Consider the following 13,436-nt stretch of genomic DNA (forward strand, 5'->3'; position numbering starts at 1 on the left):
ATATGAAATTACTAGAAGGAAAAGTTGCCATTATCACAGGCGCAAGTCGCGGAATTGGAAAAGGGATTGCAGAGGTTTTTGCTAAACATGGAGCCAATGTTGCTTTTACATATAGTTCATCAGTAGAATCTGCGATGGCTTTAGAAAATGAGTTAAACGCTTTAGGTATTAAAGCTAAAGGATACCAATCAAACGCTGCAGATTTTAACGAAGCGCAAACATTTGTGGATGCTGTTTTGGCAGACTTCGGAACGGTTGATATTTTAATTAATAACGCTGGAATCACAAAAGATAATTTATTGATGCGTATGTCCGAAGAAGATTTTGACAACGTGATGGATGTGAATTTGAAATCGGTTTTTAATATGACAAAAGCGATTCAACGTACTTTTTTAAAGCAACGTTCGGGATCAATTATCAATATGAGTTCAGTGGTAGGAGTAAAAGGTAATGCAGGACAAACTAATTATGCAGCATCTAAGGCTGGAGTTATTGGTTTTTCAAAGTCTGTAGCACTGGAATTAGGATCTCGTAATATTCGTTGTAACGTAATCGCTCCTGGATTTATTGAAACTGAAATGACTGCCAAATTAAACGAAGATGTGGTAAAAGGTTGGAGAGATGGAATTCCGTTAAAAAGAGGTGGATCTACAGAAGATGTGGCTAACGCTTGTCTTTTCTTTGCATCTGATATGAGTGCTTATGTTACAGGGCAAGTATTGAATGTTTGTGGAGGAATGCTTACTTAGGTTTGCGAAATGAGTATTTAATTCATTCTACACTTTTATTGAATTCTAGATTACATTTAAGTTTTCAAATTTAAAATATTTTAATAAACACTATATGACAACATCTACCTTGCTACTATTAGTTTTATCATTATTAATAGCGGGCGTATTGTCATATTTTCAATATTTATATAAAGCTAAAAACAAGTCAAAATTGAGTTTGTTTTTAGCTTTTTTTCGATTTACCTCTATTTTTTGTCTTTTTTTATTATTGCTAAATCCAATAATAACTCGGGATAATTTAGTCATCACAAAGACGCCTCTTGCTGTTGTGGTTGATAATTCAAGTTCTATAGCTTTTCTTAAAAATGAAAAGAAAACCAAAGAAATTCTCCAAAATATTCAGAGCAATACGGCTTTGAATGATAAATTTGATGTTCAAGTTTTTCAATTTTCTGAGGATTTTAGTCCTTTGTCAACAATTGATTTTAAAGGAAGTCAAACCAATATTGATCTTGTAGCGAACAATCTAAAAAGTATATTTAAAAATACAGTTTTTCCAACGGTTTTGATTACTGATGGAAATCAAACATCAGGTAACGACTATGTTTATAGTTTTGATCCATCAAATAGAGTATTTCCTCTTGTAGTAGGTGATACTGTTACTTATCTTGATTTTAAAATCAATCAGTTGAATGTTAATAAGTATGCTTTTCATAAAAATAAATTTCCAGTAGAAGTATTTTTACAGTATTCAGGTTCCAAAACTATGGAAGCTGATTTTTCATTGTCTCAAGGGAAAACTATTTTGAATAAGCAAAGCATGCGTTTTTCTCCTTCAAAACGAACACAATCCCTAACGTTGTTTTTACCTGCAGATAAAATCGGACTTCAACTTTATAAAGCGACAATTTCTTCAAAAGTAAAAGAAAGAAATACTTTTAATAATGTAAAGAATTTCGCAGTTGATGTTATAGATCAAAAAACAAATATTGCAATAGTATCTGCAATAAATCATCCGGATTTAGGAGCTTTAAAACGAGCAATAGAATCTAATGTACAGCGTAAAGTTACTGTTGTTAAACCTAACGATATTAAAGATTTAACACCATATTCGGTTTTGATTTTGTATCAACCTAATTCAGAGTTTAAATCAGTTTTTGATGCCAATACAAAATTGAAAATCAACAGCTTTATTATCACTGGTAATAGTACGGATTTTAATTTTTTGAACAATCAGCAAAATTCTCTTAATTTTAAAATGAGCGGACAAAAAGAGGATTATTTACCTGTTTTTAACAATCAATTTAATTTGTTTGCTGCTGAAAACATTGGCTTTGAAAATTTCCCTCCTATTCAAAATCCATTTGGCACTATAACGACAAATGCTGGTGTTACCGCACTGTTGTCGTCAAGAATTAGAGCAATTGATACGCAAATGCCTTTACTTGTTTTTGCAGAAAGTCAATCTGGTAGAAATGCTTTTTTAATGGGAGAGAATAGCTGGAAATGGCGTCTACAGTCTCATGTAACTCATAAATCTTTTGAAAAGTACGATGGTTTTCTTGATAAAATTATTCAGTTTCTAGCTTCAAACAATTCCAAAAAATCACTGGTGGTTGAGCATGAACGTTTTTACAACTCAGGAGAACCTATTGAGATAACAGCTCAGTTTTTTAATAAAAATTATGAATTTGATGAAAAAGCTCGACTATCTATTTCGTTAAAAAACAAAAGCAATAAGCAAACTAAAAATTACGATTTAGTTAAAGGAAACAATACTTTTAAAGTCAATCTTGATGGTTTAAAGGCGGGATCTTATGATTTTACAGTTCAAGAGTTGAATTCCAAAACATCTTATACAGGTAGTTTTGAAATTTTAGATTTTGATATTGAAAAGCAATTTGTAAATTCAGATGTTGAAAAACTAAGCCAATTAGCAACTCATACTAGCGGAAAAGTATTTTTTGCAAATGAAGAAGAACAATTAATAAAAACCCTACTAGATAGTCAAGAATACAAAGCGATTCAAAAAAGCAATAGTGTTAAAACACCATTAATAGACTGGATTTGGTTACTCATAATTATTGCTATTTCACTTGCTACAGAATGGTTTGTACGTAAATACAATGGTTTACTATAATTCAGATTTATTATGGATTTTAGACTAAAAGTTTTTTATACAGTTGCCAATCGATTGAGTTTTACCAAAGCCGCAACTGAATTGTTTATCACTCAACCTGCCATTTCAAAGCACATACAAGAGTTAGAAGAACAATACGGAATTAAATTATTTGACAGAAATGGTTCTAAAATTGCTTTGACACACGCCGGAACTGTATTGTTAAAACATGCCAAAAATATTTTTGAAATGTATCGCGAGATCGATTTTGACATGAGTACGCTGATTAACCAGCGTTCAGGATTACTACGATTAGGTGCGAGTACAACAATTTCACAATATATTATTCCGCCATTATTAGCTAAATTTCATTTAAAACTGCAGGACGTCAAAGTGAGTTTGTTAAACGGCAATACGGAACAAATTGAGCATGCATTGGCACAGCAAGAAATTGAAATGGGCATTGTAGAAGGGCAGTCTAAAAATAAATTAATAAAATACATACCATTTTTAAAAGATGAATTGGTGTTAGTTTGTAATAGCTCCAATCCGCTGGTGCAACAAGATGAGATTGAGCTAACTGACCTTAAAAAAATGCAATTTTTAATACGTGAACAAGGTTCAGGAACACTTGAAGTAATTGAGCATGCTTTAAAACCTTTTGAAATTAAAGGTTCTGATTTACAAGTAGAAATGCAATTGGGAAGTACTGAAAGTATAAAGTCATATTTAATGAATTCCAATTGTGTTGCTTTTATGTCAATTCATGCGGTGCAAAAAGAGCTTCAAAACAATGAATTGGCTATTCTAGATATTAAAGACTTAGTAATAGAACGTTATTTTTATATCATTACATTACAAGGAAAAACAGATTCTTTGTCTGAATTGTTTATTCAAAATATTTCGAACCATTATAATTTAAAGTTATAGTAGATTATAATTTGCAATTGGTGCTTTTAGATTAATGTACGCACCTTTGTAAAGTACTAATTCAACAACTTTACATTGGAAACTCCTTATAAAGATATTCATAAACAATCCTATTTATTTTTTAGCGAAAGTAAACTTATACAACAACTTTTTTTTGTAATGTTGCTTTTACTTTGTACCACCGTTTTTGTTTCTCCTCCAATTGCTTTAGGATTAGGATTGATTGTAGCTAATGTATTTGGGCATCCTTTTTTAGAATGGAATCAAAAAGCTACCAATTACTTATTGCAATTTTCTGTTGTTGGTTTAGGTTTTGGTATGAATGTTCAAAGCGCAATGGCCGCAGGAAAGGAAGGCTTTTTATTTACCATTATTTCAATTGTCAGTACGTTGATTTTAGGAACTTTGTTGGGTAAATGGTTTAAAGTTGAAAGTAAAACATCTCATTTGATTTCTTGTGGAACTGCAATTTGTGGTGGTAGTGCTATAGCAGCAATTTCACCAGTAATCAAATCTGACGAAAAACAAACCTCAGTATCTTTAGGAGTCATATTCATATTAAATTCGGTTGCTTTATTTCTGTTTCCGGCTATCGGTCATTATTTTAAAGTATCTCAAAGTGATTTTGGAATGTGGTGTGCCATCGCAATACATGATACTAGTTCTGTTATTGGAGCAGCTAGTAAATATGGTCCTGAGGCTTTGCAAATTGCGACAACCGTAAAATTAGCTCGGGCATTGTGGATTATTCCAGTTGCTTTATTCACGGCTTTTGTATTTAAAAACAAATCGGGTAAAGTGAAAATTCCATACTTTATAGGATTCTTTATTTTGGCGCTAGTTGCCAATACTTATTTACCACAAGTACAGATTTTTGTACCGCAATTGGTTTCCGTTTCTAAAATAGGACTAACGATTACTTTATTTTTGATTGGAGCAGGTTTAAATAGAAAGGTTTTAAAATCAGTTGGATTTAGACCACTTGTACAAGGAATAATACTTTGGGTTTGTATTGCGAGTTTTACTTTTATATGGATTGTTTTGTTTTAAGTTTAAAAATAAACATTTAGATAATTATTATAGTTCAATCAAAAAATTATTTAGAAACGTTTTAACATAATCTCAAAATGTTTTTCTTTATTATCACAAATTAATGAAATACATTTGCTTTTCTAAAAAAATAACATTTAATGAAAAAATTTAAATTTAAATCTACATTTATTGCATTATCGTCAGTTGGAGTTGCTTTTTTTTTAATTTCATGGGGCGTAATTGGTCATGAGCGTATCAACAGAGCAGCTGTTATGGCATTGCCTAAACCACTGCAGACTTTCTTTTACAATCATATTGATTTTATTACTCAGGAATCAACAGTTCCAGATTTAAGACGCAATGTTTTGAATGATAAAATGGAACCACCACGTCATTATTTTGATATGGAAAACTTTGGTGATGCAGCTTCTTTTCCTAAAACAATGGAAGAAGCTAAAGCAAAATATGACGAAAAGTTTTTAACCAAAAATGGAATCTTACCTTGGCACATTCAAGATTTAATGGTAAAATTAACAAAGGCTTTCAAAGAAAAGAGAAAAAACGAAATCCTTTTTATTGCAGGTGATTTAGGGCATTACATAGCAGATGGTCACATGCCTTTGCATACTTCAGACAATCATGACGGTCAAAATACAAACCAAAAAGGAATTCACTCTTTGTGGGAAAGTCGTTTACCGGAGTTGTTTGCCAAGGATTATAAATTCAATGTTCCTCAAGGTGTTTATTTAGAAAATGTGGAGAAAGCAACTTGGGATTTGATTTTTGATACGCACAGCTTAGTAGAGCCGTTATTAGCCATTGATAAAAAATTAAGAACTGCTACGGCTGAAAACAAAATTTTTGTCACTGATGCTGCTGGTGAAATAGTAAAAAATAAATACGGAGGAACCCTCTATTCCGATGAATATGCAAAACAATTGCATGCTGATATGAATGGTATGGTTGAAAAGCAAATGAGAAAGGCCATAACCGTCACAGCAAGTTTTTGGTATACAGCTTGGGTAAATGCAGGAAAACCTGATTTGAGTGGTTTAGATACTCCAGAATTGACTAAAAGAAATAGCAAATTGCTAAAAAAAGACATGAAAACGTACTTGAAAGGGGATCTTTTTGGACTAACAAGCGATAAAGAATAAAGCCATAATAACTTAAAAAAAAGCGGGTGAGACTTATGTTTCACCCGCTTTTTTTTGTATTAATTTATTTTTTGATACCTTTTATTCTTAAGCATATCTGATGCCGATTGGTAAAAGGAAATTGTTTCTTTCACTAGATCTGTTCTCTCTTTCTTTATTGGAAATTGATCGTAATAAATTTGAAAAATTGGAGCTACTTTTTGATCTGGTTTTAAATGCAATTCAAATTGTTTGACCTTCTGTTTTGGTGAAATAATGGTTAAAACGTTATCCTTTATTAATCCTAAATCTTGATACGTAGCAATCAAAGCTCTCGGCTTGTAGTCTGCTTTTAGTACGTCTTGTCCATAAAATTTACTTTGGTAATCAAAATTAAGAAGACCAAAAAGGGTAGGCATAACATCTATTTGTGACATTAGGTTAGTGTATTGAGCTGGTGCAATAAAACCAGGACTGTAAATCATAGCTGGAATACGGTATTTATCAACCGGTAATTCTGTTTTTCCTGCACTTGATGCACAATGATCAGCTACAATCACAAAAACGGTGTTGCTAAACCATGGCTTTTTTTGTGCCATTGCAAAAAATTTGCGCATAGCATAATCCGTATACTTCACCCCGCCATCACGAGATTTAGCATCGCCAGGAATGTCAATTTTACCATTCGGATACGTAAAAGGTCTGTGATTGCTAACAGTCATGATATGATTGAAAAACGGTTGCCCTGTTTTTGCTTCTTGATTCATTACGTTAATTGCTTTGTGATACATATCTTCGTCACAAACACCCCAAATATTGGCAAACGTAATTTCGCTGGGTTCAAATGTTTTTTTATCTACAATGTCATAGCCATTGCCTGTGAAAAAATCCTCCATATTATCAAAAAAAGCATCACCTCCATACATGAATTTAACTACATATCCCTTTTGCTTGAAAATGCTCCCTGTTGAAAATTTATTTTTATTGTCTTCGCGCTTCACAACACTTTCGCCTGCAGTAGGAGGAAAGCATAGGGTTACGGCTTCAAGGCCTCTTACGGTTCTATTTCCAGCCGCATAAAGATTGGTGAAAACCAAACTTTTGGTAGCCAAACTATCTAAAAAGGGAGTAATACCATTTTCGTTACCATACATTTTCATGAATTCGGCACTGTAACTTTCAATCGTGATTAAAACAACATTTTTATGTTGTTCAGCAGCTACATTTTGAATGTCTCGTAAAGAGCTATTGTCTGTAATATTTGGAATTTGTTGTTTTAGCTGAGAAAATGCTTCTTGAGTTGGTATCGTTTTATAAAATTTGAAGTAATCCAATTCGCTATGTACGAAAGCAAAATAAAATTTATAAATACCATTAGCTTGTAGCTCATTAGCAAAGACATTTCGCGAATTTTCTTTCGTCGATAAATAAGGCAAAGCAAGCAATGCAACACCAAAAAGGAAGAGATAGATTCCTGATGTTTTAATTTTTTGTGTAAAAGTAGGAATGTTTTCTATATAACTTTTTGTTTTTTGGACAATGAAATACGTAATGATACCTGCTAATGCAAACAAAGCTGAAAACAATGGAATAACAGGATAAGACTCCATGATGTTACCAATTACTTCATTAGTATAAATTAAATAATTGACTGCAATAAAATTGTATCGAACACCAAATTCATTCCAAAAGAAATATTCACTAATCCCATTTTGCAAAATCAACAGAACATAAAGTAAAATAACAAAAGAGAACAACCAAAACCGATTAGCATTGCGATATTTCGGTAGAAAAAGTAAAAGTGCAAAAAATATGGTTTTTATAGAAAGAAAACCAATTGCAATTTTTGGTAACGCGCTACCATATTCGTTCAAAATAGTATTTCCAAAAGCTACGTAGCAAAGTAGTGCTACAAAGAATCCCAAAATTACATACCCGTATGGGGAATAGTATTTCGCATTTGATATAAATATAAGGTAAAGCCATAAAAATAGACTTAAGAGCACAAAAATTAATGCATCCGATAGAAATCCTAAAATGAATATTGAAAAAGTTTCAATAACAGTAAAGGAGGTTTGAGTAATTGGATGAAAAAATAAAATCAACCGAACTATAAAGCTAATACTGACAAAAAACAATACTAAATAGTTGAAAGGCGACGTTATCTTAAAAAGCTTCATATTTTATTTTTTGTCGTAAAAGTAACTTTTATTAATGTAGTATTATTTTAAGATTTGCTTAATGTTAGTAATAAGATTAATATTAACTTAAGAATAGCCGTTAGACAAACTAGTAATTAATAAAATAAATAATTTTACAAAGAATTCAAATTCAAGTTCAAATGAAAAAATGCAGTATTGTTTTATTCCTTATGATAGGAACAATAGGTTTTTCTCAAAGCTGGAAAACATCTTTTACAGAAGCAAAATCCCAAGCTGCTGCCGAAAACAAAAATATACTTTTAGTTTTCTCAGGATCGGATTGGTGTGCTCCTTGCATAAAATTAGACAAAACCATCTGGCAATCGGAAGAGTTTAAAAGTGAATCTGCTCAAAAATGGGTGATCTATAAAGCTGATTTTCCAAAGAAAAAAGCCAATTTATTACCAGCAGAGTTAACTGAAAGCAATAAAAAGTTAGCTGAACAATATAACAAAGCAGGGAATTTTCCGCTGGTATTGCTTTTGAATCCAACAGGTAAAGTACTTGGAATTAGTGGTTACAAGAACGTAAGTCCACAAGAATATATTCAATTGATTCATTCTTTCGAACAAAAATGAAAAAAATAGTCTTCTTAATAGTAGTTATTTGTAGTCTTTCGGCACAGTCACAAATTATTCATAAACGAAAATTGTTTATGTTAGGGAGCCCATTTGAGGTTACTGCTGTTGCAAAAGATACTATTGCTGCCAACGAATATATTGATTTGGCTATAGCTGAATCAAAACGAATTGAGAATTTAATCTCAGATTGGATTCCCACTACTCAAATTTCTCAAGTCAATAAAAATGCGGGCATAAAACCTGTTAAAGTCGATGCTGAAGTTTTTGAATTGGTCGAAAGAGCTATAAAAATTTCGAAGTTAACTAATGGAGCTTTTGATATTTCTTATGCTTCTATGGATAAAATTTGGAAGTTTGATGGGTCTATGAAAGTGATGCCTACTGAAGAAGCTATTAAAAAATCAGTAGCAAAAATTGGATATCAAAACATCATATTAGATCCTAAAGAGAAGACAATTTTTCTGAAATTCGAAGGAATGAAGTTAGGTTTAGGAGGAATAGGACAAGGATATATAGCCGATAAGATAAAAAGTTTATTATTTTCCAAAGGGTGTTTGGCAGGAATCATAAATGTTTCGGGAGATATCAATGCGTGGGGAAAACAACCTGATGGAAAACCATGGACAGTAGGAATTGTAAACCCTGTAAATAAAAATAAAATTTTTGCCACTTTTCCACTTACTGATAGCGCGGTGGAGACTTCAGGAAGTTATGAGAAATTTGTTGTTTTTAATGGCAAAAGGTACTCACACATCATTGATCCAAGAACGGGTTATCCTGCCACTGGAATTGTTAGTGTTTCTGTCTTTGCAAAGCAAACAGAAATTGCAGATGCCTTAGCTACAGGAATTTTTGTTTTGGGAGTTGATGTAGGTTTGGATTTAGTCAATCAAATAAAAGGAGTAGAGTGCATCATTGTAGACGATACGGGTAAAGTGCATTCTTCAAAAGGAATAGATACCAAAAATGCAATCAATTAAATAGTACTGAGATGAAAAAGAAATTAGGATTAATACTGGTAGGATTGTTCGTTTTGCAATCTTGTAGCTCCGTAAAGGAATATGAAAAAGAAAAAATTAACGATCCTGATATGAAACTATCAGCGAGAACGGCAGAGCGTTATGAAACTTCTTTTCAAGTGTACCGTGAAGCTTCAGCTGGTGCCAATGGCGGTAAATCGGGTGGTGGTTGTGGTTGCAATTAACATTGCAAATAGTTGACTTTAATAGCAATTCAATTTAAAATGAAGATAAAAATTATAGCACTCTTGCTTATTGGAACAGCAACTGCATTTGCACAAGATACATCCAAGGAACCTGTGTTTAAAAAGCGCGTATTAGAAACTACCGAAGTTGATTTTTTGGCAAGTTATTATACGCAAGATGGCTCAAGATCCGCTGTTTCAGGAGGACTTGGTTCTGAAAAACTTTCAGATGTCGCTTCAAATATTGTAGTGGCAATGCCATTAAATGATGACGATGTCTTGACTATTGATTTGGGTATTTCAGCTTACTCGTCAGCTTCCTCGAGTAATATAAATCCGTACGACACTACAAACGGCACGCCTTGGCAAGCTTCCTCAGGTGCGTCCCAAAGCGATCAACTTACATCTATCGTAGTTAATTACAGTCATAGTAGTGACTCACGAGATCTTATTTGGAACGGAGATGTATCTTTTTCTAATGAGTATGATTACACTTCTGTAGGTGTAGGTGGTGGAGTAGCACGTTTATTCAATGAAAAAAACACAGAACTTAGCGTAAAAGTGAATGCATACTTGGACCAATGGAGACCTATTTACCCAAAAGAGTTATCAGATTTTGATGGTAATGGAAATGGTTTTTTAAACCAAGGTATTTTTAATGGAAGAACTATTTGGGATCAAAACGGACAAGCATCGACGGCTTATTTACCGAGTGCTTTTAAGCCAGTTACGGCAGTTAATAGGAATTCTTTTTCCGCTTCATTTGGATTTTCACAGGTTTTAACCAAGAAATTACAAGTTTCGTTTTTCTTTGATGTGTTGCAACAACAAGGACTTTTATCCTCACCGTATCACAGAATGTATTTTGCTGATAAAGCGAACTTTTATGTAGGGCAGCCGCAATTTGTTGCTAATTATACCAATGAAAACAATAAAGGAGCGTATCAATTAGCCGATGATATTGAGCGATTGCCTGATACTCGTTTTAAACTTCCAATTGGAGCACGATTGAATTATTATGTAAATGAACGTGTTGCTTTGCGAACCTATTACCGCTATTATTCAGATAATTGGGACATACAATCGCATACCGCGAGTATTGAAGTTCCGGTAAAACTGACGGATAAGTTTACGGTTTTTCCAATGTATAGGTATTATACTCAAACGCAGTCTAAGTATTATGCGCCATACGAAATCCATTTGTCTACTGAAAAATTTTATACTTCAGACGCTGATTTAGCTACTTTTGATGCCAATCAATATGGTTTTGGAGTGAATTATACCGATATTTTTACAGCTGCTAAAGTTTGGAAATTTGGACTAAAAAATATTGATTTTAGATTCAATCATTATAAACGAAGTGATAATCTTACAGCTGATATTGCAACCATTGCATTTAAATTTATAATGCAATAAAGCTTAATTTTACAAAAAAAGAAACATGCACTTATTAATTGTAGAGGATGAGGCTGGGATTATTCAGTTTTTGAAACAAGGATTAGAAGAAGAAGGTTACACAGTCAGTAGCGCAGCTGATGGGAGTCTTGCATTTGAGAAAATCCAAAAGGAAAATTTTGACCTCATTTTATTAGATTGGATGTTGCCAAAAATGACAGGTTTAGAGCTGTGCAAAGCCATTCGGTTGAAAAACAATACTACTCCTATTATTTTTTTAACTGCTAAAGATACGGTTCAAGAAACTATTGAAGGGTTGAAAGCAGGAGCAAACGATTACATTAAAAAACCATTTAGTTTTGATGAATTGTTAGAGCGAATTAAGATCCATTTTAGGAATCAAGGTGAGATTACAAAACTCACATTGGGAAGCATAACAATTGATATTGCTCAACATAAGGTAGTAGTAAACGATACGGAGGTAGCTTTTACACAACGCGAATTTGAGCTTCTGACTTACTTAATTAAAAATAAAGGTAAAGTTTGTACCAGAACACAAATTATTGAAGATGTTTGGGACATTCATTTTGAATATGATACGGGTGTTATTGATGTTTTTATGAATGCTATTCGTAAAAAATTGAATTTAAAATTAGAACAAGACAATATAAAAACTGTGCGAGGAGTAGGGTATATCGCAAATGATTAAATAAAAATGCAACAACTTTCATTTAAAAATAGAATTGCTCTCAATTATATTGTCACCACAGCTTTATTGATTTTTGTGGTGTTTTGCATCATCTATTCGATCGTAAAATTTAGTGTGTACAATCATGTCAATACTGATATTGATAGTGAGGCAGATAAGCATTTGAGCGAAATTGAAATCGTTGGCAATTCATTTCATTTAATTCACAAAGAGGAGTGGAAGGAACGCGAACACAATACACTTGATGTGAATCCTGTTTTTATTCAGTTTATTGATCAAGAAGGAAAATTAATTGAAAAGTCACCAAATCTTAAAAATAAGACTTTATCTTTTGACCCTAAGCATGTTTCAAATGTACTTTTTGACGATGTTCTAGCCAATAGCGCCATCAGGCAAATGCAGGTTCCTATTTACAATAAATCTAAAATTATTGGATATTTAATCGTTGCTATGTCACTTGAAGATGCTACGATGGTTCTTGATAATATCTCCAAAGTATTGATTATTACTTATCCTCTAATTTTATTAGTCCTTTTTTTTCTCGCTCGTTTTATTGCCGGTCGCTTTATAAAGCCCATCAGTTCTATTATAACAACCTCCAATGATATAACAAAAGACAATCTATCATCGCGTATATCGCTACCTCCGCAACAGGATGAATTGTATGTTTTATCGCAAACAATAAACAATTTGTTAGACCGCATTGAAACCGCTGTAGAACGTGAAAAACAATTCACTTCTGATGCATCGCATGAACTCAGAACTCCATTAACGGTAATCAAAGGAACACTCGAAGTTTTGATCAGAAAACCTAGAGAACATGAAGAGTACACAGAGAAAATTAACTTTTGTGTCAACGAAGTAAACCGCTTAAATAACTTAGTAGATCAATTGTTATTGTTAGCTCGTTTTGAAAATCAAAAACAGACTTTAAAAACAGAAAAAGTATATTTAAATGCCTTATTTTTAGATACTATTTCTCGATTTTCAGCAATTATTCAAAGCAAGAAAATCAATGTTAGTAACAATTTTGCTGCAGAACATTACACAGAAACAGATGGGTATTTATTTTCGATTGTAATTAATAATTTAATTTCGAATGCTTTAAAATATTCTCATCAAGATGGAAGCTTAACAATAGTTTTAAAAGAAGTTAACTCTACAATTGAATGCCAAATTAGTGATACCGGGATAGGAATTCCTGCTGAAGATGTGGATAAAATTTTTAATCAATTTTACAGATCTCAATCGAGTAGTCATCCTGAGATTAAAGGCACAGGTCTAGGACTTTCAATTGTAAAAAGACTATGTACTTTACTCAACATCGATATTAAAATTGTTAGTCAAGAAAACATAGGAACCACTATTATTTTAAGATTATTTGAAGCATAACTTAAG

The 13,436-nt window shown here is 32.5% G+C and carries 12 protein-coding genes; 11 read left to right on the forward strand and 1 reads right to left on the reverse strand.

Annotated features, from left to right (window positions below):
- Positions 1-2: 2 nt before the first annotated feature.
- The 5 genes from fabG to FJV36_RS09965 all read left to right on the forward strand — a co-directional run bounded on the left by fabG (position 3) and on the right by FJV36_RS09965 (position 5,969).
- Positions 3-749 (forward strand): 3-oxoacyl-[acyl-carrier-protein] reductase, encoded by a 747-nt coding sequence (gene fabG / locus FJV36_RS09945; RefSeq protein WP_158729814.1) that lies wholly within the window; start codon positions 3-5, stop codon positions 747-749.
- Between the two features lie 94 nt (positions 750-843).
- Complete coding sequence (locus FJV36_RS09950; protein WP_158729813.1) at positions 844-2,871, forward strand: hypothetical protein; 2,028 nt, start codon at positions 844-846, stop codon at positions 2,869-2,871.
- Between the two features lie 12 nt (positions 2,872-2,883).
- Complete coding sequence (locus FJV36_RS09955) at positions 2,884-3,780, forward strand: LysR family transcriptional regulator (RefSeq protein ID WP_158729812.1); 897 nt, start codon at positions 2,884-2,886, stop codon at positions 3,778-3,780.
- Positions 3,781-3,939: 159 nt separating this feature from the next.
- Positions 3,940-4,830: a YeiH family protein gene (locus tag FJV36_RS09960; protein ID WP_158729811.1), complete on the forward strand. Its 891-nt coding sequence runs from the start codon at positions 3,940-3,942 to the stop codon at positions 4,828-4,830.
- Positions 4,831-4,970: 140 nt separating this feature from the next.
- Entirely contained in the window at positions 4,971-5,969 is a 999-nt protein-coding gene (locus FJV36_RS09965; protein WP_158729810.1) for a zinc dependent phospholipase C family protein, read from the forward strand.
- A gap of 59 nt (positions 5,970-6,028) precedes the next feature.
- On the opposite strand, the gene FJV36_RS09970 is transcribed toward FJV36_RS09965, so the two are convergent.
- Positions 6,029-8,128: an LTA synthase family protein gene (locus tag FJV36_RS09970; protein ID WP_158729809.1), complete on the reverse strand. Its 2,100-nt coding sequence runs from the start codon at positions 8,126-8,128 to the stop codon at positions 6,029-6,031.
- A 161-nt stretch (positions 8,129-8,289) separates the two neighbouring features.
- On the opposite strand from FJV36_RS09970, the gene FJV36_RS09975 reads away from it, so the two are divergent.
- The 6 genes from FJV36_RS09975 to FJV36_RS10000 are packed head-to-tail and all read left to right on the forward strand — an operon-like array spanning position 8,290 to position 13,430.
- Entirely contained in the window at positions 8,290-8,727 is a 438-nt protein-coding gene (locus FJV36_RS09975) for a thioredoxin family protein (protein ID WP_158729808.1), read from the forward strand.
- Positions 8,724-9,710, forward strand: a complete 987-nt coding sequence (locus tag FJV36_RS09980; protein ID WP_158729807.1) for an FAD:protein FMN transferase — start codon at positions 8,724-8,726, stop codon at positions 9,708-9,710. Before FJV36_RS09975 ends, FJV36_RS09980 begins: the two co-directional genes overlap by 4 nt.
- Before the next feature lie 11 nt (positions 9,711-9,721).
- Complete coding sequence (locus FJV36_RS09985; RefSeq protein ID WP_158729806.1) at positions 9,722-9,934, forward strand: DUF4266 domain-containing protein; 213 nt, start codon at positions 9,722-9,724, stop codon at positions 9,932-9,934.
- Between the two features lie 39 nt (positions 9,935-9,973).
- On the forward strand, positions 9,974-11,350 hold the full coding sequence (locus FJV36_RS09990; protein ID WP_158729805.1) for a DUF3570 domain-containing protein: 1,377 nt from the start codon (positions 9,974-9,976) through the stop codon (positions 11,348-11,350).
- Between the two features lie 25 nt (positions 11,351-11,375).
- Positions 11,376-12,038 carry a response regulator transcription factor gene (locus tag FJV36_RS09995; RefSeq protein ID WP_158729804.1) on the forward strand — a complete coding sequence of 221 codons (663 nt, stop codon included), beginning with the start codon at positions 11,376-11,378 and terminating at the stop codon, positions 12,036-12,038.
- A gap of 6 nt (positions 12,039-12,044) precedes the next feature.
- Positions 12,045-13,430, forward strand: a complete 1,386-nt coding sequence (locus FJV36_RS10000) for a HAMP domain-containing sensor histidine kinase (protein ID WP_158729803.1) — start codon at positions 12,045-12,047, stop codon at positions 13,428-13,430.
- Positions 13,431-13,436 lie beyond the last annotated feature (6 nt).

This window comes from Flavobacterium sp. I-STPP5a, from assembly GCF_009764685.1.
Taxonomy (GTDB): domain Bacteria; phylum Bacteroidota; class Bacteroidia; order Flavobacteriales; family Flavobacteriaceae; genus Flavobacterium.